The sequence below is a fragment of the Brenneria sp. g21c3 genome (genome assembly GCF_040240345.1).
Taxonomy (GTDB): domain Bacteria; phylum Pseudomonadota; class Gammaproteobacteria; order Enterobacterales; family Enterobacteriaceae; genus Brenneria.
Window position 1 is genome coordinate 175,237 of the sequence record NZ_JBEIAB010000007.1, and the last position, 24,500, is coordinate 199,736.

Genomic DNA, 24,500 nt, shown 5'->3' on the forward strand with positions numbered 1-24,500 from the left:
ATTTTTGCACTGTCATGAGCGTATCGACATGCTGATATTCGCATTAAAAAGATTGACGGTCGCCGCGCTGGTCGCGCTGGCGGTCTCGGCAATCAGCTTTGCGCTGGCTTACCTGGCCGGCGATCCGGCTATCGCCATCGCCGGCTCCGGCGCCAGCGCCCAGGATGCCGAACTGGTGCGCCGCCTTTACGGTTTCGATCGCCCGTTGCCGGAACAGTATCTGCATTGGATTGGCGGCGTACTGCAAGGCAATCTGGGCAACAGTTATTACTTCAATATGCCGGTCGGCCAGATTATCGGCGAACGTATTCCCGTCACGCTGATGTTGGGCGTCAGCGCGTTTCTGCTGGCGCTGGTTATCGCCATTCCACTGGGGGTGCTGGGCGCACTGAAGCCCGGCGGCATTATCGACCGGCTGGCGCTGTTGGTTGCGGTGACGGGGCAGGCCATTCCCAGCTTCTGGCTCGGTCTGATTCTGATCGTGATATTCGGCGTCTGGCTGGGCGTGGCGCCTATCTCCGGCGCCGACAGCTGGCAGGGGTATCTGCTGCCGGTGATCGTGCTGAGCTATTACGCCACGCCCGCGCTGATGCGGCTGATGCGCGCCAGCATGATTGACGTCTTGCAGGCCGATTACATTCGCACGGCGCGCTCCAAGGGCATCGGTATGCCGGCCGTCATCCTGCATCACGCCATGCGCAATGCGATTCTGGCGCTGGTTTCCGTCGCGGCGGTGCAGCTCGGCATCCTGCTGTCCGGTTCGATCGTCATTGAAAGCGTGTTCGCCCTCAACGGGTTGGGGCGTCTGGCTTGGGAGTCTCTGCTGCGCAGCGATTTGCCGGTCGTGCAGGGGATCATTCTGATCCTGTCGTTGATTTATGTCGTGCTGACCACGCTGGCCGACCTGATTAATGCCTGGCTTGACCCGCGGATTAGGGAGTCCTGATGAAGTCAACGTTAGATTCTTCGCCGGCGCTGCCGGAAAACAAGCCGGTCCGCCGCAGTCTGAAGCGTTTTCGCAAAACCGGGATCCTGGTCGGCGGCGCCATTCTGTTGCTGATGATCGCCATCGCGCTGCTGGCGCCGTGGCTGGCGCCTTACGATCCCATCGCTCAGGATCTCGACCGGCGTCTGATCGTACCATTCTGGCAGGCGAGCGAGAGCACCGGCCACTGGTTAGGCACCGACCAGCTCGGGCGCGATTATTTGTCGCGGTTGATTTACGGCGCCCGTATCTCGCTGGGCATTGGTATCGGCGTGGTGATTGTCGCCGGCGTTATCGGTACCTCGCTGGGGGTGCTGGCCGGCTATTTCGGCGGTCGCGTCGATATGCTGATCAGTTTTTTAATCACCACGCGTCTGTCGCTGCCCATCGTGCTGGTCGCCCTGGCGGCGGTGGCGTTGAAAGGCGCTTCCATTATGACGCTGGTGACCATTTTGGGCCTGCTGGTGTGGGATCAGTTCGCCATCGTCACCCGGGCCAGAACCCAGTCGCTGCGCAACGAGGCGTTTGTGCGTTCGGCGCGCGCCGTCGGCGCCTCGCACCTGTTTATCATGCTGCGGGAAATTCTGCCGAATCTGCGCAATACCATCATCGTTATCGCGACGCTGGAAGTCGCCAATGTGATTCTGCTGGAATCGGCGCTCTCCTTTCTCGGTCTGGGCGTCAGGCCGCCGACGCCTTCCTGGGGATTAATGATCGCCGAAGGGCGCGATAACATTTTATTTGAATCCTGGCTGATAGCGCTGCCGGGCGGCGCGCTCTGTCTGCTGGTGCTGGCGGTTAACCTGTTCGGCGACGGCCTGCGCGATGTGATGGGAGCGGAAATTAAACGATGAGTAATGAACCGATACTGACCGTGCGCGATCTACAGATTTCCATCCCTACCGCGCAGGGAACGTTCCATGTGGTGCGCGGCGTGGATTTCGACCTGTGCGCCGGGGAAACCCTGTGTCTGGTGGGGGAGTCCGGCTGCGGCAAATCGATTACCGCGCTGTCGCTGCTCGGCCTGCAAACCAGCAAAGCGAAAATCAGCGCGCGGCGGATGTTGTTCCGGGGACAGGCGCTGGATAAGCTGTCGCAGCGGGAACTGAACAAGCTTCGCGGCCGTGATATAGCGATAATTTTTCAGGATCCGATGACCACCCTGAACCCGACGCTCTCCATTGAAAGACAAATGATCGAGGGCGTGATGCGGCACGAGTCGCTTAGCCGCGAGCGGGCGCGCCAGCGGGCGATACAATTGCTGGAACAGGTCGGCATTCCCCAGCCGGCCGAGCGTATTCGCCAGTACCCGCATCAATTTTCCGGCGGTCAGCGGCAGCGCATCATCATTGCGATGGCGCTGATGGGAAAACCGGCGCTGTTGATTGCCGATGAGCCGACCACGGCGCTGGATGTCACGATCCAGGCGCAGATTTTGACGCTGATTCGCGAATTGGCGCGGCAGCTGAATTTCGCTCTGTTGTTGATTACCCACGATTTCGGCGTGGTGGCGGCAATGGCGGATAAAGTGAGCGTGATGTACGCCGGGCGCATTGTCGAGTCCGCGCCGGTCGGCGAGCTGCTGGAACAGGCGCAGCATCCCTATACCCGCGGGCTGATCGCCAGCATTCCGATTCCGGGGAAAACGCCGCCCGGTTCCGATCTGCCGGTTATCGACGGCCGGGTGCCGGAACTGCTGGGCGAGATGGAAGGATGCGCGTTCCGCTGGCGTTGCGCCTGGCGGCAGCCAATCTGTCAGCGGACGCTGCCGATCCAGCAGCGCGGAACGGAACATCGTTACGAGTGTGTGCGATCCTGGGAGGAACCGTGATGAATCGTGAAACGGAAAACGGCCCGCTGTTACAGGTGAACGGGGTCAGCCAGTCATTCAGGCTGGGCGGCGGTTTGATGAAGCCCGCCAGACGGATACAGGCGCTGGACAACGTCTCGCTGACCTTGCAGGCGGGTGAGACGCTCGGGCTGGTGGGCGAGTCCGGTTGCGGAAAAAGTACGCTGGCGAATATTATTCTGGGGCTGAATCGACCGGAAAGCGGCGAGGTGCTGCTTGCCGGCAAGCCTATCCGTGAAATGGAACGGTTAGCGCGCGCCAGCCTGTTGCAGCCGGTATTTCAGGATCCCTATTCGTCGCTGAATCCGTCCTATACCATTTATGAAACGGTGTTGCAGCCGTTGAAAATTCACTGGCGCGGCGGCGAATGGCGGCGCGAGGTGCTGGAGATGCTGGATCGCGTAGGATTTCCCAGCCGGCTGGCCAACGCCTATCCGGGCGAATTGTCCGGCGGGCAGCGGCAGCGAGTGGCGATTGCCAGGGCGCTGATCCTCAATCCGTCGGCGCTGATCTGCGACGAACCGACCAGCGCGCTGGACGTTTCCGTTCAGGCGCAAATCATCAACCTGCTGCTGGCGCTGAAGCGAGAGTTTAATCTGGCGATGGTGTTTATCAGTCACAACCTGGCGGTGGTGGAACATTTGTCGGATCGGGTCTGCGTGATGTATCAAGGGAAGGTGGTGGAGCAGGGCGACTGCGCGTCAACCTTCGCCAACCCGCGTCATGACTATACCCGCAAGCTGCTTGCGGCCACCTTGCTGCCGCAACGTCATACCCGTCTGGCGCGTTAATAGCCTGTTAGACGCAGCGCGTCCCGCAGCCGGTGGAAGAAGGCTTCTTCGGCCTGATTATACTTGGGCTCCTGATTCCACATCAGATGCAGCGTGATGCGCGCGATGCCGTCATAGGGGGGCAGTTTCCACAGATGGCCGGCTTCCTCTTCCATTTTCACCACGTGTCCGGGCAGCGCGCCGATCCCCAGCCCGCAACGAACCATGCGCCTGACTTCGTCGAGACTGGCGCTGGTGCCGATAATCCTGCCCTCCAGCGCCTGCTGCGCCCGAAACAGGGCCAGCGGCGCCAGTACGCCGTCCAGCTGTTCACTGGCAAAAGACACAAAGTCCTCATTATGCAGGTCGCTGATGTTCAGATGCGGGTGTCCGAACAGCGGGTGATGTTTTCCGCAGTAGAGGAAATAGTTTTGATGCAATAACGGCGTATCGGCGAGTCCCTGTACGCTTTTATGTTTTAAACAAATCCCCAGACCGGCCTGATAATGCAGCAGGGCATCCTGCACATCCGCGCTTGAACCGGTGGTAATCTCGAAATTGACGCGCGGATGGTTTTGATGAAACTCGCACATCACGCTATCCAGAATGTCGCTGTTAACGCCGGAAACCAGCGCCAGACGTATCACGCCGGTAAGATCGTGCGGCGTGTTGCGCACCGCCATCGACAGTCGGGCGATACTGCCGTAAATCGCCAAAGCTTCGCGATAAACCAGTTCGCCGGCCGAGGTCAGATTGAAATTGGCGCCGTTGCGGACGATCAGATTTTCATCGAGCCGATCCTCCAGCCTCTTTAGCGCCAGACTAACCGCCGGCTGCGTCAGATGCAGGCGGGCGGCCGCGCGGCTGATGCTCCCTTCCTGCACAATAGCAAGAAAAGTACGCAATAGATTCCAGTCAAGTCGGTCGTGAATATGGGACATAAACATTTTCCTGTGGCGCTTTGCCGTCGCGTCATAGGGCAAAGCATAAAACATGACGGGTGCGACATCATGCCGCGTTATCCCGTGGGCTATGGTCTGTTAAGCAGGAATCAGGCCAGTGCGGACCAGGATTAAGCGAAAAGCGCTGTCCCGGGCGGCATCTATCGGTTTACCCGTTTTTTCCGGTCTGCTGGTGGCGTAAGCGATGCAAAAAACAGGCCATCATGGTGCGGGGCTGGCACCAGCAGAGGGCAGCCGGATATGGCGTGTCGCAACGGATAACATGAGCGGTTACTGACATAAACCCCTATTCCAGCGCGCGCAGCGGCGTTCCCGCCAGAAACGCCTGAATATCTTCCACCGCCTGCGTGAAATAGATGCGGTAATTATCGTCGGCGACATAGCCGAGGTGCGGCGTCGCCAGCACATTGGGCAGCGTGCGCAACGGGTGATCGGCGGGCAACGGCTCGCTGTCGAAAACGTCCAGCCCGGCGCCGGCAATGTTTCCCGCGCGCAGCGCGTGCAGCAGGGCGGATTGATCGACAATCGCCGCCCGCGAGGTGTTAATCAGCAGCGCCGAGGGTTTCATCCGCGCCAGCTCCGCCGCGCCGAGCAGGCCGCGCGTGCGTTCGCTAAGCACCAGATGAATCGACACGATGTCGCTGTCGCTCAGCAGCGCTTCCTTCGAGGCGGCAAGCGTAACCCCAACACTTGCGGCGTCCTCTGCGGTCAGATTCCGGCTCCAGGCGCTGACCTCCATGCCAAAGGCCAGCGCAATGCGCGCCATGCGCCGGCCGGTTTTGCCTAATCCCAGCAATCCCAGTCGCTTGCCGCTCAGACCGATGCCGACGGTGCTTTGCCAGGGGCCGTTCCGGCGTAGCGCCAGATTTTCGCTTATCAGATGCCGGGCCAGCCCGAGGATCTGCGCCCAGGCGAGTTCCACCGGCGCCGCCGATCCGCTGTCCGTACCGCACACGGTCACGCCGTGGGCCTTGGCCGCCGCCAGATCGACGGCGGCGTTACGCATGCCGGAGGTGACCAGCAGTTTTAATCGCGGCAGGCGGGCGAATAGCGCGGCGGTAAACGGCGTACGTTCGCGCATAATCACGATAATGTCCGCCTCGGCCAGTTCGGCGGCCAGTTGAGCTTCATCGTCAATGCGGCGCGTCAGCGCGCGGCATTCCACCTGGGGCGCCAGCGCCGACCAATCGGCGAACGACAATGCGACGTTCTGGTAATCATCAATAATGCGGCATTGCAAGGGTATCGGGGCGGACATGGAATACCTTATCGACAACAGAGGAAACCTGAACAAGGGTTATAGCATCAATGTCGGCAATCCAACAGTGCGGGAAAACGCCGGGATCGCTTTTTTATTGCTTGCGCTTAAGATATATCATGAATATATTTTAGAGGACAAACCAGCATGGCGCCTGCAAGCCGAACCAAGGAGAACGATTTTGCGTAACAGCAATGACAAAAACAGCCGTATTCCACAACGCGTGCATAACGGACTCAGCATGCGATCCATTGAAGTGGTCAGCAAGCAAAAGGTCGCGGACAGCTTTTACCGCATTGAATTTGGCGGGGAAGCGCTGGCGGACTTTATCTCGCTGGGTTTCGACGACCATATCAAAGTCTTTTTCCCCGATCCTGACACCGGGGTGCTGCATCTGCCCGAGGTGAGCGAGCAGGGCGTGACCTGGAAAGCGGGCGCGCGGCCAGCCGCTCGTGATTACACGCCGCTCTATTTCGACCCGCGGCAGAAGAGCCTGACGATTGATTTTTTCATCCATCAGGGCGGCGTCGCCAGCAACTGGGCCACGCAGGCTCAGCCGGGCGATAATCTGGTGGCGGGCGGGCCGCGCGGTTCGCTGGTTGTGCCGACGGATTATGCTTTTCAGCTCTATGTCTGCGATGAAAGCGGTCTGCCGGCGTTTAAGCGTCGTTTGCCGGATATTCAGGCTGACGCTATTCAGTTGTTTGCCTTTACCGATGAAGCCATCGGGCGCGATTATCTCGGCGATCTCAGCGGCGTGACGGTCAACTGGCTGGGCAGCGGCAATATGCAGCCGCAAAACCTGACGAACCTGATCGCGGCGCTGGATGATATTTCGCTGCCCGATGAGGACTATTTCATCTGGCTGACCGGCGAAGGCGAATCGGTAAAAGCGTTGAGCGACTATTTCATCGGGCAGCGCAAACGCGACGCCGACTTCGTTCGGGCGGTCGCCTACTGGCACCAGAAATAAGGCTATCATCCTGATTTATCGGGACGCCGTCCGCCGTGTTGCGCTTCGCCGAACGGCGGACGACGGTCAACCCCTTCTAACTTTTGGCTCAGACTGGCAATGAAACATCCGCAATCTTCCCCTGCACGGCAATCCGATGAGCACCGGCGTTCGGCGCACGGCGGCATGCGCAGAAAACGTCGCGATAAAATGCTGGACGCCCATGATATCCGATTACTGATCCTGCACTTTTTGTCGCAAAACGCGGCGCATGGCTATGAATTGATCAAATCCGTTGAGGAACTCTCCAAAGGAGAATATGCGCCGAGTCCGGGGATTATTTATCCCAGCCTCACCCTGCTGGAAGAGGCGGGATATATTCATGCGCTGGACGAGCGGGCCACGCGTAAAGCCTATACGCTGGCGGAGCCGGGCCGGACGTTGCTGCAACAGCGGCAGGCTGATTTGACCGCGATTATTGAACGGTTAACGTCGCTGACGATTCTGGTGAACAACCGCAGCATTCCTGAGGTGGAGCGCGCGATTAATAATATGAAAACCGCGCTGAACGCCCGTCTCGCCCAAAAGGATCTTTCCCGGCAAACGCTGCATGCGATTATCGATGCGATGGACGAAGCGGCTAAAAAAATAGAGCGTAGCTGATTCGTTCTTTGTATGGCATGGTGCAGCCGGATCGCTTTTTCGCCGCGACGTATTAATTTCTCTTGCGCTCAGCGCTGGTCGATCGCGGCTTGATGCGTGACGATACGCTGCCTGCAATGGTACCCGCCAGAAGAGAACGGACATCGGCGTACGGCAACGATTTTCACAACGCGCCGCTGGTAAAGTGCTCCGGATATTCCATCAAATCGGCCACGGTCGCCAGATTTTCCTCGCACAGTTGGCGGCTGTATGCGCCGCCAAGACACAGCCTCAGCGCGGCGGGCGGATTATTATCGGTGCTGAACGCCGCGCTGGATACCGCGCTGACCCCTTGCTCGCGCAGTCTGATCGCCACATCGGAAGGGTTCCAGTGTCCGTGTTTGGGCAAGTGGAGCCACAGGTGAAAGCCGTCTTTATCGGCCTGATAGTGGAACTTGTGCAAATATCTGGCCGCTAACTGCTGGCGCAGACGCGCCTCGTGACGGATCGCCGCCAGCACGCTATCGGCGGTGCCGTCGCCTATCCACTGGGTCGCCAGCGCATTGGTGATCGGACTGGACATCACGGTTAACGCCCTGAGCGCGCCGGCCAGCAGCTGGGTGGCGCGTTTTCCCGGCCCTTTGACATAGGCGATGCGCAGGCCGGCGCCAAAACATTTTGATAATCCGGTGACATGCCAGGTTAGTTCCGGCACCAGTTCCGCGAAAGAAGCGATGCTGTGTTCAGGCAGGGCCGAGTAGGCATCGTCTTCAATAATCGGCACGCTGTAGCGCAGCGCGATATCGGCCAGCGATTCGCGACGTCGCAGCGGTACCGTAATGGTGGTGGGGTTGTTGATCGTCGGGTTGAGGTACAGCGCGCCGACGTTATTAGTCTGGCATTGATTTTCGAAGGCGCGGGGCAGCGGGCCGTCGCCATCGCACTCCAGCGCCTGTAGCGGGATAGCCAATTGGCTGGCGATAGCTTTCAGGCCGGGATAAACCAAGTTGCCGACGCAAATCACGCCGCCTTTGCGCCCCAGCAGCGTGGAGAGTCCGACCAGTACGCTGTGGATCCCCGGACAGACCAGCACCTCATCCATCGCCGCGTGCGGCAGACGTTTACCCAGCCAGATCAGCGCCGCTTCCTTATCGCCGATCGTCCCGCCGAAGTCCTGATAGCGCAGCAGGCTGTATATATCCTTATGCGCGAAAAGATTGAGGGCGCCCTGACGAATGGCCTCCGCGATGCCCGGCGCTTCCGGTTCGATCGGCGAATTCATGGTCATGTCGTAACTGCTGCCGCTGCTCAGCGGGATGGCGGGTACTTTGCCCCGGATAAAACTGCCCATCCCCGGCCGGGAGTCGATCAAACCGCGTTTTTTGGCCTCCGCATAGCCTCGCGTCACCGTGGTGTAGTTCAGCGATAAGGTCACCGCCAAATCGCGCAGGGGAGGAAGGCGGTCGCGCGCCTGCAATTCGCCGCTGTTGACGCCGTCGGCAATCAGATCGGCGATCAGCAGATAGGCGGGCCGTTGCGTTTGCTGACGCAGACAAGCGGCCCAACGTTGGTAAATACCGTCAATCATCGTGTTATTCGCCTCCTGATTATGTTTCGACGTATGCGCCATGACGCGCTTTTGTCGCGTCCACGCTTTCGTCATCCCCGCTACTACCTGGTCATCCTCGCTATTACCACGTCATCCCCGCCATTACCACGTCATCCCCGCGGCAGTAGGCGGGGATCGCCCACTGAAACCGTAAACCGCCATCGGCAGATTCCCGCTTACGCGAGAATGACGGCGGGGAAAACTGCGGGAATGTCGGCGGGGAGCAGGCGATGATCTGTACTCTCGGCATCTGCTCTACGCTCTCATTATCTCCGCCATTACCACGTCATCCCCGCGGCAGTAGGCGGGGATCGCCCACTGAAACCATAAACCGCCATCGGCAGATTCCCGCCTACGCGAGAATGACGGCGGAGAAAATTGCGGGAATGTCGGCGGGGAGCAGGCGATGATCTGTACTCTCGGCATCTGCTCTACGCTCTCATTATCTCCGCCATTACCTCGTCATCCCCGCGGCAGTAGGCGGGGATCGCCCGCTGAAACCGCAAACCGCCATCGGCAGATTCCCGCCTACGCGAGAATGACGGCGGGGAAAATACCTCGTTATCTCCGCCATTACCTCGTCATCCCCGCGGCAGTAGGCGGGGATCGCCTACTGAAACCATAAACCGCCATCGGCAGATTCCCGCCTACGCGAGAATGACGGCGGAGAAAATACCTCGTTATCCCCGTTATTACCTCGTCATCCCCGCGGCAGTAAGCGGGGATCGCCCACTGAAACCGCAAACCGCCATCGGCAGATTCCCGCCTACGCGAGAATGACGGCGGGGAGCAGGCGATGATCTGTACTCTCGCCATCGGTATCTACGCTCTCGTTATCTCCGGCACTACCTCGTTATCCTCGCTATTACCACGTCATCCCCGCGGCAGTAGGCGGGGATCGCCCGCTGAAACCGTAAACCGCCATCGGCAGACAAACCGACTGACGCCACTTTAGGCTGAAAAACCAGCGGCGATCAATCATTGAATTAATGATTGCATCATTGATTGCATATTGATTTTTTATGTGTGCATTTATAGTGCATTAAAGCATCAGGATGGTGCGTGTATCGGGTTATTTGTTCGCGTTTTGTATCTGTTTTGTGAATTACAATGGGTGAAAGTAAATTTTTTTGCCGAGATTTTGAGCGAATGATTTAGCAATGATTGCATCGCCGATTTTTGTGCTGGCACAGGCTTTGCTCTGGTTATGGCGTCGCGCTATCTGCGGGATACATCGCAACGGGAAGCCGCCGGTTTCCCCATCCATAACAGAGACAATGCGGAGCACACCATGCCAACAGTGACTTTACCTGCCCATAAAACCGGTGATTTTCTGGTCGACTACGAAGAGAAGGTGTTTGAAGACGTGAAGGCTGAGCCGGGACAGAAAGCCCTGGTGACATTTCACACCGTCGCGTTTGAAGGTTCGATCGGCTTCGTCAATATGTTGCAGGCCACGCGTTTACAACGCAAAGGCTTTGAAACCTCGATATTGCTCTATGGCCCGGGCGTGACGCTTGGCGTGCAGCGCGGTTTTCCGACGCTGGGCGCGGAAGCGTTTCCCGGTCACCAGAATTACAACAACCAGCTGACCAAGTTTATGGCGGAAGGCGGCAAGGTGTACGCCTGCCGCTTCGCGCTACAGGCGCTATACGGTCACGGCGAACCCTCGCTGATAGAAGGGATACGGCCGATCAATCCGCTGGACGTGCTGGATCTTAAACTGCTGCATACGCGCGACAACGCGCTGATTATCGATACCTGGACCATGTAAGCGGAGGCGCGAGATGACTCAGTCACGTACGGTACGTGCGGCTGCGGTTCAGATCGCGCCAGATCTCCACGAGGCCGGCAAAACGCTGGCCCGGGTTCTGGACGCCATCGATCAGGCAGCGGCCAAAGGGGCGGAGATTGTGGTTTTTCCGGAAACCTTCGTACCCTATTATCCCTATTTCTCTTTCATCACCCCGGCGATGAAAGCGGGCGCCGCCCACCTGCGGCTGTATTACGAGTCGGTGCAGGTACCCGGCCCGATCACGCAGGCCGTGGCGGAGCGCGCCCGTCTGCGCGAGATGGTGGTGGTGCTGGGCGTCAACGAGCGGGACGGCGGCTCGCTGTACAACACGCAGTTGATTTTCGACGCCAGCGGCAAGCTGGCGCTGAAGCGGCGTAAAATCACCCCGACTTACCATGAACGCATGATCTGGGGGCAGGGCGACGGTTCCGGGCTGAAAGTGGTCGACACCGCCGTCGGGCGCGTCGGAGCGCTGGCCTGCTGGGAGCACTACAACCCGCTGGCGCGTTACAGCCTGATGACGCAGCACGAAGCAATTCACTGTAGCCAGTTTCCCGGTTCGCTGGTCGGGCCGATTTTCGCCGAGCAGATGGACGTCACCATTCGCCATCATGCGCTGGAAGCCGGCTGCTTCGTGATTAACGCCACCGGCTGGCTCAGCGATGCGCAGATTGAGGAACTCACGCCCGACCCCGACTTGCAGCAAGGCCTGCGCGGCGGTTGCAACACCGCCATCATCTCCCCCGAAGGGCGGCATCTGGTTGCGCCGCTGACCGAAGGCGAGGGCATTTTGATCGCCGATCTGGATATGCATCTCATCGCCAAGCGCAAACGCATGATGGATTCGGTAGGGCATTACGCCCGGCCGGAACTGCTGAGCCTGCGTTTCGACGATCGCCCGGCGCGTTACGCGACGCCCGGCTACCTCGATTCCGCTCGTGAACATGAAGGAGATAATGATGACGACCTCCAGCCTGTCCAGACAACAACTGATCACTGAACTGTTGACGCAGGGCGTCAACGTGGTGAACCCGTCGACGCAGCATGTCAACCGTCACGGCGGGGCCGGCCCGTCCGATCATCAGGCGGTGACCATCGACGGGGTCACGGTTATGGTGCCGATCTACACCCGTTCGGCGCGGGATTCGGCGTGGCAGGTTAAGCATGCCGGCCAGGGGAAAACCACGTTACTGAAAAACAGCATTCCGGTGCGGGATATTACCTTTGCCCGCAAGCCGAAATTTTACGATTTGCAGACGCAGGACGGCGTGCCCTATTCCCATATCGCCACCCTGCACGGCACCGACGTGCTGGCGACCACGGTGCTGCAAACCTGCATCCGTTATGAAAACCGGCGCAAAGCCTGCCAGTTCTGCGCTATCGGCCAGTCGCTGGCGGCCGGGCGCACCATCGCCCGCAAGACGCCGCAGCAACTGGCCGAAGTGGCGAAAGCCGCGGTGGAGCTGGATGGCGTAAAACATATGGTGATGACCACCGGCACGCCGTCCGGCAGCGATCGCGGGGCGCGCATTCTGGTGGAAAGCGCGCTGGCGATCAAGGCCGCCGTCGATCTGCCGCTGCAAGGGCAGTGCGAACCGCCGGGCGATCCGCGCTGGTTTACCCGTATGAAAGAGGCGGGCATCGATGCGCTCGGCATGCATCTGGAGGCGGTAACGCCCGAAGTGCGCGCCCGAATCATGCCCGGTAAAGCGCAGGTCACGATCGAACAGTATCTGGTTGCCTTCGAACAGGCGGTGGCGGTGTTCGGACGCGGTCAGGTCAGCACCTATATTCTGGCGGGCATGGGGGATACGCCCGCCGCGATTCTGGCGATCGCTGAAAAGCTGATTGCGCTGGGCGTCTATCCGTTCGTGGTGCCGTTCGTGCCGATCGGCGGCACCCCGCTGGAACATCACCCGGCGCCCGACAGCGCGTTTATGGCATCGATTCTGGAGCCGCTCGGCCGCATGTTGCGCGCCGGGCAACTGCGTTCGGCGGATATCAAGGCCGGTTGCGGCCGCTGCGGCGCGTGTTCGTCGTTGTCCAGTTATGAACAGGCCAGCGCCTGAAGGAGGTACAGGATGTCCGGTTACCCCGAATATACCATCAAATGGGTCACCCTGCCCTGGGAGCGCCGTCAGGCTTACGCGCTGCGCCAGCGCGTGTTCTGTCAGGAGCAGGGATTGTTCGAACGGCACGATCTCGACGAAATCGACGCGCAGGCCAAATTGCTGGTGGCGCTGGGTACGCTGGCGGGTTGGCATGAAGAGGTGGTGGGAACGGTGCGTATTCATCAACCGCGGCCCGGCATCTGGTTCGGTTCCCGGCTGGCGGTGGACGACCGCTTTCGCCGTCAGGGGCAGCTCGGCCCGATGTTGATCCGGCTGGCGGTCAGCAGCGCGCATGCGCTGGGCTGCCAGGCGTTTTACGCTCATGTGCAGCAGCAGAACGAACCCTTATTCAGACGAATGCGCTGGCGAACGCTGGAGACGGTGATGCTGCGCGGTATTCCGCATGCCTTTATGCAGGCGGATCTGGCTTATTACCCGCCGTGTCACGATCCGTTCAGCGGCATGGTGCTCGGCGGCCGCTTGCCGCGCGTACCGGCGGAGCTGGCGCCGTTGATGATGAGGGTGGCCTGATGAACCTTGCGTTGCATGAGCTGCTTGAGACGGTGCGGCAGTCCGGCGGGATCGCCCATAAGCGCGATATTCAGCGGGTCGCCGACGCGCTGCGCGAGTCCTGGCCGCGGCACGATCGCCCGAACGGCGATGACTGCGCGGTGATCGACGCCGACGGGCGCTTTAGCCTGCTGGCGATGGAAGGGTTTATCAATGAATTTGTCGAACAGGCGCCGTGGTTTGCCGGCTGGTGCGGCGTGATGGTCAATCTCAGCGATATCGCCGCGATGGGCGGACGCCCGCAGGCTATCGTCAATGCGCTGTGGAGCGCGCAGGACGAGCAGGCGGAATTGATCTTACAAGGGATGGCGGCGGCGTCCAGGGCGTATCAGGTGCCGATTGTCGGCGGACACAGCAATCTGCGCAGCAATCAATCGCAGTTGGCGGTGGCGGTGCTCGGTCAGGCCCGACGGGTGCTGAGCAGTTTCGCGGTAAAAAGCGGATTAACGCTGGTGGTCGCCATCAATTTGCAGGGGCGCTGGCATCCCCCCGGTTTAAATTGGGATGCGGCGACCGGCGCCGACCCCGCGGCGTTGCGTCAGGCGCTGGCCATCCTGCCGGAACTGGCGGAAACGCAGCAGGTGACGGCGGCAAAAGATATCAGCCAGGCCGGTCTGCTGGGTACGCTGGTGATGATGATGGAAAGCGCGCGCTTGGGCGCCAGTCTCGATCTCGATGCGATCCCCAAACCCGATGAGTGCGACTGGCGATCCTGGTTGTGCGCCTTCCCCAGCTTCGGTTTTCTGCTGGCCGTTGAGTCGCGGCAGGTTGACGCTGTCATAGCCCGCTTCGGCGCCGCAGGGATTGATGCGGCGGCGGCGGGCCGGTTTGATGATTCGCAACGCCTCACCGTGTTCCGCGGCGGCGAGTCCGAATGTTTCTGGGATTTAAACGCCACGTTATTAACCGGCATGGGCCGGTAACGTTCTGGAGGTAAACATGCCTGCAATGAATTTTGTCGTGCGCTGGCCGGACGGCAGCAAAGAGAAGTGCTATTCCCCTTCCACGGCGATCGAAAAGCACCTCATCGTCAATTATCCCTATACGGTCGAGACGTTTGTACGCACCGCGCAGACCGCCCTGTCCGAGGCCAGCGACCGGGTGGCGGCCAGATACGGCTACGCCTGTTCCAGCGCGCTGGATCAGTCTCACGCCATTGAACAAAAAGCCCGGCAGTTTGCCGCCGCCGATCCGGTGGTGGTGGAAGAAATTACCGTTATCGGCCAATAAATCAGGTGGAGCGCAGCATGCAACGTAACGAATTTCCGGTGGTGATTATCGGCGGCGGTCAGGCGGGCCTGGCCATCAGCTATTATCTGACGCAGCGCCGCATCGAGCACGTCATTCTTGAGCGGCACCGGCTGGCCTGGGCGTGGCGCGAGCAGCGCTGGGATAACTTTTGTCTGGTGACGCCCAACTGGCAGTGCAGGCTGCCGGGCTTTCCGTATGACGGCGACGACCCCGACGGTTTTATGCTGAAAGATCAGATTATTGACTATATCCAGCGCTATGCGGACAGTTTCCATGCGCCGCTGCGCGAGGGGGTCAATGTCAGCCGCGTCAGTCAGCGCGGGGAAGGGTATTTGCTTGCCACCAGCGACGGCGATTACCACGCCGGACAGGTGGTGGTGGCGGTCGGCAACTATCATCGCCCGCGTTTTCCGGCGATTTCGGCGCGCTTGCCGCGGCATATCGTCCAGGTGCATTCGGCGGATTACAAGTCTGCGCGGCAGTTGCCGCCAGGCGAGGTGCTGGTGATTGGTTCCGGACAGTCCGGCGCGCAAATTGCCGAGGATTTACACCTCGACGAACGCAAGGTGCATCTCTGCGTCGGCAGCGCGCCGCGCGTGGCGCGTTTTTATCGCGGACGCGATGTGGTCGCCTGGCTGGAGGAGATGGGACACTACAAACTGACGGTTGACGATCATCCGCTGGGGGAGGAGGCCCGGCGTAAGACCAACCATTATGTCACCGGGCGCGACGGCGGGCGGGATATCGATCTGCGCGCCTTTGCGCTACAGGGGATGCAACTTTACGGCCGGCTGGTGGATTACCGTGACGGCAGGCTGATCACCGCCGACGATCTGGCCCGCAATCTTGATGGCGCCGACGCCGCGTCGCAGAAAATCAAAGACAGTATTGATGAGTGGATCGCGCAGCAGGGCATCGTTGCGCCCGTCGAGCCGCGCTACCAACCGCTATGGCGGCCGGAGAATCCGCCGACGGCAATCGATCTGAACAGATCGAAGATCGCCGCCATCATCTGGGCGGTCGGGTTCGAGACCGATTTCAGTTGGATCGCGGCGCCCGCCTTTGATGCCCGCGGTTATCCGCTTCATCTGCGCGGTTGTTCAATCGTGCCGGGGCTTTACTTCCTCGGACTGCCGTGGCTGCGAACCTGGGGATCGGGGCGTTTCGAAGGCGTGGGCGAGGATGCGGCCTATATTGCCGCGGCTCTGGCCGAGCGTATCGCCGGGCGTGGCGACGGCGCAACGCCGCAGGAAAAGGCGGTGAACCATGACTATGTCTTACGATAAAAATTACGAGCTGGCGTCGGATCGGTTTGGCGAAGCCTTCTGGCGCGCTCAGGCCGAGCTGCTTGACTGGCATACGCCGTTTCAACGGGTGGTTGAGCGCGTGGACAACGGCCCGCGCAGCCGCTGGTTTATCGGCGGAAAAACTAATCTGTGCCATAACGCGCTGGATCGTCACCTGGCGGAAAAGGCGGACAAAACGGCGCTTATCCATTGTGATTATGCCGGCAAGGTCGCGAAATATACCTACCGGCAGTTGCATCAGGAGGTGCTGGCGATGGCGTGGATCCTGCATCGACAAAGCATCGGCGTCGGCGATCGGATATTCATCTGTTTGCCGATGATCCCGCTGGCGGCGATTGCGATGCTGGCCTGTTGTCGTCTTGGCGCGCTGCATGTGGTGGTTTATTCCGGTCTGACCAGCGAACCCCTGGCCCAGCGCATTCAGGCCAGCCGGCCTAAGGCGATCGTCAAATACGGCGCGCCGCGCGATCGGCATACCGATGAGCAACTGATGCAAGCGCTGCGCCGCAGCGGTCATCACTGTTCAGTGATTGACGTCAGTTCGGCCGGTTTTCAGCAGGATTATGCGCGCCGGCGGGGAAAACCGCTGCCTTGCCGCTGGCTGCCGTCGGAAACGCCGTCTCATCTGCTTTATACGTCGGGTACCACCGGTTTGCCCAAGGGCATTGTGCGCGACACCGGCGGTTATGCCGTGGCGCTGCTGGCGTCATTGCAACATATCTTTCATCTGGACGATGACGAGATATTTTTCACCAGCGCCGACGTGGGCTGGGTGACCGGCCACAGCTACGGGATTTATGCGCCGTTGCTGGCGGGCATTACGACGGTACTGGTTGAGGCCAGCCGGTTGAACAAGCCCGGCGCGCGCTGGTGGCGCCTGGTCGAACAACTGGGAATTACCCGGATGCTGACCATTCCCGGCGCGATGCGCCTTGCCCGCCGGCAGCGGAAAACGGCTGCCGATATTCGCAGTTTGCGCGCCATCTATCTGGCCGGCGAACCGCTGGATGCGCCGACGCGCCAGTGGGTCAGCGATTTCAGCGGTATTCAGGCGGAAGATCACTACTGGCAGACGGAGTCCGGCTGGCCGATCCTCGCCGGCGCCGCGGGCGAACTCCGCCCGGTCTTGCCGCGCGATGTGACGGTGCTTGACGATATCAGCGGCGCGCCCTGCGCCGATAATGTCCCCGGCATGCTGGTCATTCGCGACACCCTCGGGCCGGGCGGCATGCAAACGGTGTGGCGGGATGACGTTGAACACGACCAGCGCTACTGGCGGCAAGAGGGCGATCGCTGGCTCTATTTCACGCACGATCGCGCGGTTCGCAATCCCCAGGGGGCGATTTGCGTGTTGGGAAGAATGGACGATGTGATCAATGTAGGCGGCAAACGCCTGTCAACCGTCGAGATTGAACGGACGATAATGGTCATTGACGGCGTATCGGAAGCGGCGGCGGTGGGGATGGCTCACAGTCTGCTGGGCCAAATGGTCGGTTTGTATGTCGTCACGCCGTACAGGACGCGCGCCCAACGGCGAGCATTGCAGCAGGAAATTCGACGGCGGGTGATTAACGATTGCGGTCGGCATGCCTTACCCCGGCATATTTATTTTGTCGTCGAGTTGCCGCGCACCTTTTCCGGTAAGGTGATAAGAAAACAATTGGCGGTTTAAGCGGGTACGCCATTTCACGACGTCGGCGCCCTCGGCAATCAACGCCGAGGTTTTTTAGCCGTCAAGGCGCTTCATCGACCAGCGTTTGCGCAAACTCGGTTAATCGCTCCAGCCCCCACGGCCATTCGCCGAACCCCGATTCCACATTGATATGTCCGGCTTCGCCGATATCGACCAGCTCGCACGCCCAGTTCCGCGCCCAATATTGCGCGCGATCGAACGTCAATAAAGGGTCGGTATGGCTGGCGACCAGCAGGCCCGGTACGGCTAACGGCTGCGGCAGCACGATGTCGTCCAGTTCGAAGCGCAGCGGCTCGGCGGGGGCGACCAGGATCACGCCCGCGACGCGTTGCGGGTGACGATTGGCCCAGACCAGACTGGCCAGCGCGCCGAAACTGTGGCCGACCAGCAGCAGCGGCAGCTGCGCGTTTTGCTGTTCCCGCTGGATGGCCGCGATCCAGCCTTCAAGGTCAGGCTGCGCCCAGTCGCGCTGTTTGATGCGCAGCCAGTGAGGGAGTCGTCGGTGCCAGTGGCTTTGCCAGTGGTCTTCTTCGCTGTCGCGCAGCCCCGGCACCAGCACGACGTCGAGCTGGTTTGCAAGGTCGGCCCAGCATTGCTCGATATTCATATCTCCGTCATCTTTCAGGTTGCGGGCGCATCGGGCTGAGCGGGAATGCGGTCAGTACCGTGGCGACGGCCAGCAAATCCGCGCTGCCGCCGGGGCTGAGATGACGGGAAGTCAGTGCCTGATCCATTTCCTGTAAATCCTCTTTTCGCCAATCTTTTTCCAGCAGTCGGCGGGCGTAGCGCTGAACATAATGCAGGCCGCCGAGTCCGCCGCGAGACACCAGGTTAGTATCGGGATTATAAGCCATTAAACGCAACAGGGCTTCCAGTTTGCGGCGTTCCGGGTCGGCCTGTTTAAACCAGTGGGGCAAGACATGGCGGCGCAGCGTCAGAAAACCGCTTTGGGCTTCGCCGCGCGCGCCGGTCAGTCCGTGCGCCTGAAACAGCCGTTCGCCCGCGGTGGAAGCGCGTCGGCAGCGCTGTAATTCCCGTTCCACCAGTCCGTGGCACATCGCCGCGACTTCGGCGCATAGCGCGCCGGCGGTTAATGGCCGTTGCCGTCCGGCGAGACGACCGGCGGCGACGCACAATAAGCCGAAGGAAAAAATGCCGCCTTTATGGGTGTTCACCCCGGCGGTGGCGGTGAACATGGCCTGTTCGCAGGCCAGACCGGCGGGGCGAATGCGCATCAGCATGGCGCTGGCGGGGTAAGCGGCGTCACGCCGGCCAAGCAGCACGAACTGGCGCAGCCACGGCGTTATCGCCTCGATGCTGCGTAAAAACAGCGGCAGATCCATATCGTCGTGCGCGCCGTTGTTGACGCTATCGACCAGACCCGGTTTCGGCGTCAACCAGACTTCTTCCCGTAAGGCGGCTTCCGCCAGCGCGGCGAAGTCGGTCTGCGCCAGCGCGTCAGTGAGTGCCAGTCCAGCCATCGATCAGCGCCTCCACATTGGCGATAACGTCGGGCAGCGGGTGCCGACGCGAACGGGCGCAGGCATGCGCGGGGCCATCGCAAATCAGACAGCGGCGCCGGCCATGGTCCAGAGAATGGCGGCCAATCACGCCGGACTGCGGGCAAATGACATCGACGTCCCACAGACGCCCCAGCGGATGGGACTGCTCCAGCTCGATGGCCGCCGCTTTGATTTCCGGCGCCGAATGCTGAACGCACCAGAACGCTTCAGCGCCGGTAGGCAGCCAGAACGTTTGCCGCCGCAATACCGGCCAGTCATGCCGTCGCAGCATCGCTTCGGCGCATCGCAGGGCTTCATCCATCACCAGACGATAGCGCGGACTGTCCTTTATCGGCCCCGGCGTGACCAGCGTGAGCGAGATCAGCGGTTGCGAAAATTGTGTCAGCCAGGCGGATTGCCGCTGCGCGCGCCGTTCCTTCGCCGCCAGCAATGCCTCCAGACTGACGCCTGCTCCGGCAGGCGTCATCATGGTCATTATGCGTCCTCTTTTACCTGATGAACCACATCGATCACGCTGCCGTCGCGATAGCGGATCACGCCGACGATGCGCGAGGTAAACTCGATAGGTTTCGGTTCGCCGGTCAGGGAGATCGCGCGCTGGTAGAGGTCTTCAATGTCCATGACTTTCAGACCGGCCTCCAGCAGGCGCTGACGAATTTCCGGACGGGCCGGGTTGACCGCAATGCCGTGGTCGGTGACCAGTACGTCGATGCTTTCGCCCGGCGTGACGCGGGTGGTGACCCGGCGCACGACCGTCGGAATGCGGCTGCGCAGCAGCGGCGCCACCACGATGGTCAGATTGGCGGCGCTGGCGACGTCGCAGTGGCCGCCGGACGCGCCGCGCATGACGCCGTCTGAACCGGTTATCACGTTGACGTTGAAATCGGTGTCGATTTCCAGCGCGCTGAGAATAACGATATCCAGCCGGTCGCAGCAGGCGGCTTTCGCGCCGGGATTGGCGTAGACGTTGGTGGAGATCTCCACGTGATTAGGATTGCGGCCGAGCGAGGCGGCGGCCTGACCGTCGAAGCACTGGGTATCCAGCAGCTTTTCGATCAACCCTTTCTCATGTAAATCAACCAGACTGCCGGTGATGCCGCCCAGCGCGAAGCTGGCGGTGATCTGATTGCGCTCCATCTTTTCTTCCATAAAACGGGTGCAGGCGGTCGCCGCCGCGCCGGAACCGGTTTGCATGGAAAAACCGTTGCGGAAGTAGCCGGAATGTTCGATCACTTCCGCGGCGGTGCGGGCGATCATCAGTTCGCGCGGATTACTGGTGACGCGCGCCGCGCCGACGCTGATTTTGGCCGGGTTGCCGACCTGATCGACCTTCACGACGTAATCCACCTGATCCTGAATCAGGCTGGCGGGCATATTCGGGAAGGGCGCCAGCTCTTCGGTCAGCACGATCACGGTACGGGCATAGTGGGCATCGACCATCGCATAGCCGAGCGAGCCGCAGCAGGATTTGCCGTGGGTGCCGTTGGCGTTGCCGTATTCGTCGCTGCTCGGCACGCCCAGGAAAGCGACGTCGATAGACAACTCGCCATCCTGCAAGAGTTTGACGCGTCCGCCGTGCGAGTGGATCTGCACCGGTTCTTCCATCAGACCGTGAGAGATTTCGTCGGCCAGCTTGCCGCGCATCCCGGAGGTATAGATGCGGCTGATGACGCCGTCGCGGATCGGGCCGATCAGCGCGTCGTTGCAAGACATCAGGGAACTGGAGGCCAGCGTCAGGTTTTTGAATCCCAGACGCGCCAGCGTATCGACCACCCGATTGATCACCTGGTCGCCTTCGCGAAACGCATGGTGGAACGAAATGGTCATGCCGTCTTTCAGGCCGCTGCGTTCGATGGCGTGTTCCAGGGAGTCGCACAGTTTGCGGTGCAGCTTGGCTTGCGGATCGGACAGGTAAGGCGTAGCGCTGTGAGCATGGTCGAACGGCGTCAGATGTTGCAAATGGCGGTATTGCTTATGCAATGTTTCAGTTAAATGACTCATTGAAATAATCCTGTTTAGTCAGCATGTTACTTGCGAACGCCGGAAGCGCTGGCGCGCTCCAGTACCACTTGCGCATGGTTGATGATCGGGCCGTCGATCATCTTGCCGTTAAGGGAAATGACGCCCAGACCATTGCGTTCGCCTTCTTCGGCGGCGGCGATCACCCGGTGGGCGTAATCGACTTCTTCCTGCGTCGGCGCGTAGGCGTTATGCAGCAGTTCTATCTGACGAGGGTTAATCAATGATTTGCCGTTGAACCCCATTTTGCGGATCAGCTCGACTTCCCGCAGGAAACCGGCCTCATCATTAATGTCGGAATAGACCACGTCGAACGCATCGATACCGGCGGCGCGCGCGGCGTGCAGCACCGCGCAGCGGGCGTAAAACAGCTCGGTGCCGTCTCCGCGTTCGGTCTGCATATCCATCACGTAGTCGAAGGCCGCCAGCGCAATACCGATCAATCGCGGCGAACAACGGGCGATGGCGACGGCGTTAATCACCCCGATCGCCGATTCAATCGCCGCCATCACCTTGGTGGAGCCGACTTCGCGGCCGCACGCCTTTTCGATGCGCTCGATGTGGGCTTCCAGCTCGAAGATATCTTCCGGGGTATCGGTTTTCGGCAGGCGAACCACATCCACCCCGGCGCGAACCACCGCTTCCAGATCTTTCAGGCCGAACGGCGTACTTAACTGATTGATGCGAACCACGGTTTCGATACCGCTATTGCGGTACATCGGATGTTGCAAGGCATGGAAGACCAGAATGCGCGCCGTGTCTTTTTCACGCAGGGAGACCGCGTCTTCCAGATCGAACATGATCGAGTCCGGCCGGTAAATGAAGGCGGTGGACAGCATGGCTGCGCTGGAGCCGGGGAGAAACAGCATACTGCGGCGAAGTTTTTTCATCGTAATTTCTCCCACTCAATCTCTTCTGCCTGCGCGGCGCGCAATACCGCGCTTTGCACGCGGGCGCGGATCACGCAATCCAGCGCGCCTTTGTCGTCGATGATCAACAGCCCTTCGGTCACGCCGAGCGCTTCCAGCGTTTCGTTTACCACCCGACGGATTTGGTCGCCGAACTGTTTAATGACTTCACTGTTGATCTCCACGCTCAGCTCGCTGGCCGGGGCGATTTTCACCAGCAAATCGCTGGACTCAACCGTGCCTGCCAGCGCCTCCTTCACAATTTTCATTGGGTTGTTTCCTGATTTTAAAAAGTTTAATCAATAATGCGTTAGGCCACATCCACATGATAGTGCCGTTGCAGATGGGCGAATGTGCTGGCCGGTACGATGTCGCGAATGGGCGCCAACTGTTGCGCCTTCAGCAGCGCGCGCACTTCCGATGCGGAAATCGCCTTACCGCCGGCATGACGTTTTCTCGGGATCTCGATGACGCTCAGCGGCGGCGCCGGCGAGCGCGCCGGGTTTTCCAGCCAGTCGTGCATATCGCAGTTATATTGATGGGTGACCGGACAGAACGGTTCGCTGCCGACAAAGCGGTGGGTGATGCCCAGCGCCGGCGCGATGTACTGGCGGAAAATCAGCAGATCCATCACGCTCCAGGCCTGATTCACCTGACCGGCGTCTTTGAGAAAGTAACCGGGGAAGGTGGCGCGGGAGATCATATACTCCGAACCGGCATGGACGGTCACATTCGGCAGGTCGGCGACGCCCTGCCGCACCATCTCCAGACGTTCCTGAAACGGAAAATAGGAGACGTCCTCGCTGACCACAAACAGGTGCAGCCAGTCGCAGGTGGCGGCGGCCTGCTCGGCCAGATAACGATGGCCGAGGGTAAACGGATTGGCGTTCATGACCACGGCGCCGATACGCTGGCCGCTATGATAATGGCTATGCAGGGAACGGCAGTAGTTGCGGATGCCGACCGGGGTGTTTTCCATCAGCACCGCGACGTTATCCCACTGCGCCAGCGGATAGAACCCGCAGCCGAGGAAACGCTCGCGGTTGGCGGGGCGGGTATACAGAAACAGATGAAAATGCCCGCGGCTCACCGCCAGATTCTCCACTTCGCTCAGCAGACGGGCGCTCAGGTTGGCGCCGCGCCAGTTTTCCGCCACCGCCACGCATTTGATGGTATTGCTCACCAGTCCGGCGCATCCCGCCAGCCGGTTGCCGGCGCAGGCCGCCACGAACAGCTCGATATCGTCGTCCATGCCCAATTGGTTTTGCTGCAACAGCTCGCGGATCTTCTCCAGCATGCCGTTGGGCGGCTGACTGACCGAGATGACGCGAAAGTCGAGAGAGTCATGGTTGAACATATACCGTTCCTGATGTCCTGATGGTGAATAACCGGGCGGCGAACCGCCCTGCGATATTTAATGTACGGCAGCGGCATGGCCGACCTGACTGCCCGCCGCGACAATCACATTGCTGAGATGGCCGATTTTTTCGATTTCCACTTCAATGCGATCGCCCGGCTGCATAAATAGCGGCGGCACTCGCTTTTTGCCGACGCCGCCCGGCGAGCCGGTGATGATCACATCGCCGGCGCTGAGGGCGGTAAACGTACTGATATATTCGATGAGCTCCGCGACGTTGTGGATCATACTGCGGGTATTATCATCCTGCACCTTGCGCCCGTTGAGCCAGGTGCGGATCGCCAGCGTATTGGGATCGGGAATTTCGTCGGAGGTGGTCATCCAGGGGCCGAAGGCGCCGGTCTGCCGCCAGTTTTTACCGGCGGTGAACCAGGTGTGCTGCCAGTCACGGGCGGAGCCGTCCATATAGCAGCTATATCCGGCGACATGGGACAGGGCCTGGTCGCGGGCAATATTTTCGCCCGCCCGGCCGATGATCACGGCCAGTTCGCCTTCATAGTCAAACTCGACGGAATGGCTGGGTTTGATGATGGGCGAGGCGTGACCGGTTTGCGAATCGGCAAAGCGGACAAATAGCGTAGGCGCCGGGTTGTGTTGGTCGAACTCTTTGCGTTTCTCCGCGTAGTTCATTCCCACGCAGAGAATTTTCTCCGGATGTTCGATCACCGGCAGGAAGGTCAGCGTATTGAAGGCCAAATCCGCTGGCAGATGCGACAATTCTTGCGCCTGGGCGAGAGCGTTTCCCGCCAGCAAGGCTTTCAGGTCCGGGAACGAGTCCCCGAGGTGGCGTCCCAAATCGATCATGCCGTCCTCTGCTGCAATCCCGTAGGATTTGCGTCCTTGGTGAAGATAACTTGCCAATTTCATAAAAAAGTCCTG

At 60.3% G+C, this 24,500-nt stretch carries 26 protein-coding genes; 14 read left to right on the plus strand and 12 right to left on the minus strand.

From position 1 onward, the window contains the following. The first annotated feature begins 28 nt into the window (after nt 1-28). From ABRZ28_RS13155 to ABRZ28_RS13170, 4 genes are read left to right on the plus strand one after another with little or no spacing between them, the layout of a single operon-like run. Complete coding sequence (locus ABRZ28_RS13155) at nt 29-946, plus strand: ABC transporter permease (protein WP_330520470.1); 918 nt, start codon at nt 29-31, stop codon at nt 944-946. Continuing rightward, nucleotides 946-1,839 carry an ABC transporter permease gene (locus ABRZ28_RS13160; protein ID WP_330520471.1) on the plus strand — a complete coding sequence of 298 codons (894 nt, stop codon included), beginning with the start codon at nt 946-948 and terminating at the stop codon, nt 1,837-1,839. Before ABRZ28_RS13155 ends, ABRZ28_RS13160 begins: the two co-directional genes overlap by 1 nt. Next, the gene (locus tag ABRZ28_RS13165) at nt 1,836-2,816 is read left to right on the plus strand and encodes an ABC transporter ATP-binding protein (RefSeq protein WP_330520472.1); all 981 of its coding nucleotides are present in this window, start codon (nt 1,836-1,838) and stop codon (nt 2,814-2,816) included. Before ABRZ28_RS13160 ends, ABRZ28_RS13165 begins: the two co-directional genes overlap by 4 nt. Further along, complete coding sequence (locus tag ABRZ28_RS13170; RefSeq protein WP_330520473.1) at nt 2,816-3,625, plus strand: ATP-binding cassette domain-containing protein; 810 nt, start codon at nt 2,816-2,818, stop codon at nt 3,623-3,625. Before ABRZ28_RS13165 ends, ABRZ28_RS13170 begins: the two co-directional genes overlap by 1 nt. Here the strand turns inward: ABRZ28_RS13170 and ABRZ28_RS13175 are convergent. Both ABRZ28_RS13175 and ABRZ28_RS13180 read right to left on the minus strand, forming a co-directional pair. Continuing rightward, nucleotides 3,622-4,545, minus strand: coding sequence for a LysR family transcriptional regulator (locus ABRZ28_RS13175; protein ID WP_330520474.1), 924 nt, complete (start codon nt 4,543-4,545; stop codon nt 3,622-3,624). The genes ABRZ28_RS13170 and ABRZ28_RS13175 overlap by 4 nt on opposite strands. Before the next feature lie 307 nt (nt 4,546-4,852). Continuing rightward, nucleotides 4,853-5,812 carry a D-2-hydroxyacid dehydrogenase family protein gene (locus tag ABRZ28_RS13180; protein WP_330520512.1) on the minus strand — a complete coding sequence of 320 codons (960 nt, stop codon included), beginning with the start codon at nt 5,810-5,812 and terminating at the stop codon, nt 4,853-4,855. 253 nt (nt 5,813-6,065) lie between these two features. On the opposite strand from ABRZ28_RS13180, the gene ABRZ28_RS13185 reads away from it, so the two are divergent. Next, nucleotides 6,066-6,797, plus strand: a complete 732-nt coding sequence (locus ABRZ28_RS13185; RefSeq protein WP_330520513.1) for a siderophore-interacting protein — start codon at nt 6,066-6,068, stop codon at nt 6,795-6,797. A gap of 99 nt (nt 6,798-6,896) precedes the next feature. Then, nucleotides 6,897-7,439: a PadR family transcriptional regulator gene (locus tag ABRZ28_RS13190; RefSeq protein ID WP_442878692.1), complete on the plus strand. Its 543-nt coding sequence runs from the start codon at nt 6,897-6,899 to the stop codon at nt 7,437-7,439. 163 nt (nt 7,440-7,602) lie between these two features. On the opposite strand, the gene ABRZ28_RS13195 is transcribed toward ABRZ28_RS13190, so the two are convergent. After that, nucleotides 7,603-9,081, minus strand: coding sequence for an aminotransferase-like domain-containing protein (locus ABRZ28_RS13195; RefSeq protein WP_330520475.1), 1,479 nt, complete (start codon nt 9,079-9,081; stop codon nt 7,603-7,605). Nucleotides 9,082-9,109: 28 nt separating this feature from the next. Beyond that, a complete protein-coding gene (locus ABRZ28_RS13200) occupies nt 9,110-9,277 on the minus strand; it encodes a hypothetical protein (RefSeq protein WP_330520476.1) in 168 nt (55 codons plus the stop codon). A gap of 1,041 nt (nt 9,278-10,318) precedes the next feature. On the opposite strand from ABRZ28_RS13200, the gene ABRZ28_RS13205 reads away from it, so the two are divergent. Genes ABRZ28_RS13205 through ABRZ28_RS13240 form a run of 8 tightly spaced genes read left to right on the plus strand, consistent with a single transcriptional unit; the run spans nt 10,319 to nt 17,733 of the window. Then, nucleotides 10,319-10,801, plus strand: coding sequence for an MSMEG_0572/Sll0783 family nitrogen starvation response protein (locus ABRZ28_RS13205; RefSeq protein ID WP_048638200.1), 483 nt, complete (start codon nt 10,319-10,321; stop codon nt 10,799-10,801). Between the two features lie 13 nt (nt 10,802-10,814). Beyond that, nucleotides 10,815-11,822: a Nit6803 family nitrilase gene (locus ABRZ28_RS13210; RefSeq protein ID WP_330520477.1), complete on the plus strand. Its 1,008-nt coding sequence runs from the start codon at nt 10,815-10,817 to the stop codon at nt 11,820-11,822. Then, nucleotides 11,782-12,891 carry an MSMEG_0568 family radical SAM protein gene (locus ABRZ28_RS13215; protein ID WP_442878695.1) on the plus strand — a complete coding sequence of 370 codons (1,110 nt, stop codon included), beginning with the start codon at nt 11,782-11,784 and terminating at the stop codon, nt 12,889-12,891. The genes ABRZ28_RS13210 and ABRZ28_RS13215 overlap by 41 nt, the downstream gene beginning before the upstream one ends. A 12-nt stretch (nt 12,892-12,903) precedes the next feature. Then, nucleotides 12,904-13,464 carry an MSMEG_0567/Sll0786 family nitrogen starvation N-acetyltransferase gene (locus ABRZ28_RS13220; protein ID WP_319604820.1) on the plus strand — a complete coding sequence of 187 codons (561 nt, stop codon included), beginning with the start codon at nt 12,904-12,906 and terminating at the stop codon, nt 13,462-13,464. Further along, nucleotides 13,464-14,426, plus strand: a complete 963-nt coding sequence (locus tag ABRZ28_RS13225) for a sll0787 family AIR synthase-like protein (protein WP_330520480.1) — start codon at nt 13,464-13,466, stop codon at nt 14,424-14,426. Before ABRZ28_RS13220 ends, ABRZ28_RS13225 begins: the two co-directional genes overlap by 1 nt. A gap of 16 nt (nt 14,427-14,442) precedes the next feature. Then, a complete protein-coding gene (locus ABRZ28_RS13230; RefSeq protein ID WP_330520482.1) occupies nt 14,443-14,733 on the plus strand; it encodes an MSMEG_0570 family nitrogen starvation response protein in 291 nt (96 codons plus the stop codon). A 17-nt stretch (nt 14,734-14,750) separates the two neighbouring features. Continuing rightward, nucleotides 14,751-16,040, plus strand: a complete 1,290-nt coding sequence (locus tag ABRZ28_RS13235; RefSeq protein WP_330520483.1) for an MSMEG_0569 family flavin-dependent oxidoreductase — start codon at nt 14,751-14,753, stop codon at nt 16,038-16,040. After that, nucleotides 16,021-17,733 (plus strand): AMP-binding protein, encoded by a 1,713-nt coding sequence (locus tag ABRZ28_RS13240; RefSeq protein WP_330520485.1) that lies wholly within the window; start codon nt 16,021-16,023, stop codon nt 17,731-17,733. Before ABRZ28_RS13235 ends, ABRZ28_RS13240 begins: the two co-directional genes overlap by 20 nt. Before the next feature lie 61 nt (nt 17,734-17,794). Here ABRZ28_RS13240 and ABRZ28_RS13245 read toward each other — a convergent pair whose 3' ends face one another. Genes ABRZ28_RS13245 through ABRZ28_RS13280 form a run of 8 tightly spaced genes read right to left on the minus strand, consistent with a single transcriptional unit; the run spans nt 17,795 to nt 24,488 of the window. Continuing rightward, on the minus strand, nt 17,795-18,361 hold the full coding sequence (locus ABRZ28_RS13245; RefSeq protein WP_319604815.1) for an RBBP9/YdeN family alpha/beta hydrolase: 567 nt from the start codon (nt 18,359-18,361) through the stop codon (nt 17,795-17,797). 7 nt (nt 18,362-18,368) lie between these two features. After that, complete coding sequence (gene citG, locus ABRZ28_RS13250) at nt 18,369-19,235, minus strand: triphosphoribosyl-dephospho-CoA synthase CitG (RefSeq protein ID WP_330520486.1); 867 nt, start codon at nt 19,233-19,235, stop codon at nt 18,369-18,371. Next, nucleotides 19,213-19,752 carry a citrate lyase holo-[acyl-carrier protein] synthase gene (gene citX, locus ABRZ28_RS13255; protein WP_330520487.1) on the minus strand — a complete coding sequence of 180 codons (540 nt, stop codon included), beginning with the start codon at nt 19,750-19,752 and terminating at the stop codon, nt 19,213-19,215. The genes citG and citX overlap by 23 nt, the downstream gene beginning before the upstream one ends. Continuing rightward, nucleotides 19,752-21,278, minus strand: a complete 1,527-nt coding sequence (citF, locus tag ABRZ28_RS13260) for a citrate lyase subunit alpha (RefSeq protein ID WP_319604812.1) — start codon at nt 21,276-21,278, stop codon at nt 19,752-19,754. The genes citX and citF overlap by 1 nt, the downstream gene beginning before the upstream one ends. Before the next feature lie 26 nt (nt 21,279-21,304). Beyond that, the gene (citE, locus tag ABRZ28_RS13265; RefSeq protein WP_319604811.1) at nt 21,305-22,186 is read right to left on the minus strand and encodes a citrate (pro-3S)-lyase subunit beta; all 882 of its coding nucleotides are present in this window, start codon (nt 22,184-22,186) and stop codon (nt 21,305-21,307) included. Continuing rightward, nucleotides 22,183-22,473 carry a citrate lyase acyl carrier protein gene (citD, locus tag ABRZ28_RS13270; RefSeq protein ID WP_319604810.1) on the minus strand — a complete coding sequence of 97 codons (291 nt, stop codon included), beginning with the start codon at nt 22,471-22,473 and terminating at the stop codon, nt 22,183-22,185. Before citD ends, citE begins: the two co-directional genes overlap by 4 nt. A 41-nt stretch (nt 22,474-22,514) precedes the next feature. Next, nucleotides 22,515-23,561: a [citrate (pro-3S)-lyase] ligase gene (gene citC / locus ABRZ28_RS13275; RefSeq protein ID WP_319604809.1), complete on the minus strand. Its 1,047-nt coding sequence runs from the start codon at nt 23,559-23,561 to the stop codon at nt 22,515-22,517. A 57-nt stretch (nt 23,562-23,618) separates the two neighbouring features. Beyond that, entirely contained in the window at nt 23,619-24,488 is an 870-nt protein-coding gene (locus tag ABRZ28_RS13280; RefSeq protein WP_330520488.1) for a fumarylacetoacetate hydrolase family protein, read from the minus strand. Nucleotides 24,489-24,500: the final 12 nt, after the last annotated feature.

What these genes read in the sequence shown, in the direction of transcription:
- ABRZ28_RS13155 (WP_330520470.1), top strand. Translation starts at nt 29, where the DNA reads ATGCTGATATTCGCATTAAAAAGATTGACGGTCGCCGCGCTGGTCGCG.
- ABRZ28_RS13160 (WP_330520471.1), top strand. Translation starts at nt 946, where the DNA reads ATGAAGTCAACGTTAGATTCTTCGCCGGCGCTGCCGGAAAACAAGCCG.
- ABRZ28_RS13165 (WP_330520472.1), top strand. Translation starts at nt 1,836, where the DNA reads ATGAGTAATGAACCGATACTGACCGTGCGCGATCTACAGATTTCCATC.
- ABRZ28_RS13170 (WP_330520473.1), top strand. Translation starts at nt 2,816, where the DNA reads ATGAATCGTGAAACGGAAAACGGCCCGCTGTTACAGGTGAACGGGGTC.
- ABRZ28_RS13175 (WP_330520474.1), bottom strand. Translation starts at nt 4,545, where the DNA reads ATGTCCCATATTCACGACCGACTTGACTGGAATCTATTGCGTACTTTT.
- ABRZ28_RS13185 (WP_330520513.1), top strand. Translation starts at nt 6,066, where the DNA reads ATGCGATCCATTGAAGTGGTCAGCAAGCAAAAGGTCGCGGACAGCTTT.
- ABRZ28_RS13190 (WP_442878692.1), top strand. Translation starts at nt 6,897, where the DNA reads ATGAAACATCCGCAATCTTCCCCTGCACGGCAATCCGATGAGCACCGG.
- ABRZ28_RS13195 (WP_330520475.1), bottom strand. Translation starts at nt 9,081, where the DNA reads ATGACGAAAGCGTGGACGCGACAAAAGCGCGTCATGGCGCATACGTCG.
- ABRZ28_RS13200 (WP_330520476.1), bottom strand. Translation starts at nt 9,277, where the DNA reads ATGCCGAGAGTACAGATCATCGCCTGCTCCCCGCCGACATTCCCGCAG.
- ABRZ28_RS13205 (WP_048638200.1), top strand. Translation starts at nt 10,319, where the DNA reads ATGCCAACAGTGACTTTACCTGCCCATAAAACCGGTGATTTTCTGGTC.
- ABRZ28_RS13210 (WP_330520477.1), top strand. Translation starts at nt 10,815, where the DNA reads ATGACTCAGTCACGTACGGTACGTGCGGCTGCGGTTCAGATCGCGCCA.
- ABRZ28_RS13215 (WP_442878695.1), top strand. Translation starts at nt 11,782, where the DNA reads ATGACGACCTCCAGCCTGTCCAGACAACAACTGATCACTGAACTGTTG.
- ABRZ28_RS13220 (WP_319604820.1), top strand. Translation starts at nt 12,904, where the DNA reads ATGTCCGGTTACCCCGAATATACCATCAAATGGGTCACCCTGCCCTGG.
- ABRZ28_RS13225 (WP_330520480.1), top strand. Translation starts at nt 13,464, where the DNA reads ATGAACCTTGCGTTGCATGAGCTGCTTGAGACGGTGCGGCAGTCCGGC.
- ABRZ28_RS13230 (WP_330520482.1), top strand. Translation starts at nt 14,443, where the DNA reads ATGCCTGCAATGAATTTTGTCGTGCGCTGGCCGGACGGCAGCAAAGAG.
- ABRZ28_RS13235 (WP_330520483.1), top strand. Translation starts at nt 14,751, where the DNA reads ATGCAACGTAACGAATTTCCGGTGGTGATTATCGGCGGCGGTCAGGCG.
- ABRZ28_RS13240 (WP_330520485.1), top strand. Translation starts at nt 16,021, where the DNA reads ATGACTATGTCTTACGATAAAAATTACGAGCTGGCGTCGGATCGGTTT.
- ABRZ28_RS13245 (WP_319604815.1), bottom strand. Translation starts at nt 18,361, where the DNA reads ATGAATATCGAGCAATGCTGGGCCGACCTTGCAAACCAGCTCGACGTC.
- citG (WP_330520486.1), bottom strand. Translation starts at nt 19,235, where the DNA reads ATGGCTGGACTGGCACTCACTGACGCGCTGGCGCAGACCGACTTCGCC.
- citX (WP_330520487.1), bottom strand. Translation starts at nt 19,752, where the DNA reads ATGACCATGATGACGCCTGCCGGAGCAGGCGTCAGTCTGGAGGCATTG.
- citF (WP_319604812.1), bottom strand. Translation starts at nt 21,278, where the DNA reads ATGAGTCATTTAACTGAAACATTGCATAAGCAATACCGCCATTTGCAA.
- citE (WP_319604811.1), bottom strand. Translation starts at nt 22,186, where the DNA reads ATGAAAAAACTTCGCCGCAGTATGCTGTTTCTCCCCGGCTCCAGCGCA.
- citD (WP_319604810.1), bottom strand. Translation starts at nt 22,473, where the DNA reads ATGAAAATTGTGAAGGAGGCGCTGGCAGGCACGGTTGAGTCCAGCGAT.
- citC (WP_319604809.1), bottom strand. Translation starts at nt 23,561, where the DNA reads ATGTTCAACCATGACTCTCTCGACTTTCGCGTCATCTCGGTCAGTCAG.
- ABRZ28_RS13280 (WP_330520488.1), bottom strand. Translation starts at nt 24,488, where the DNA reads ATGAAATTGGCAAGTTATCTTCACCAAGGACGCAAATCCTACGGGATT.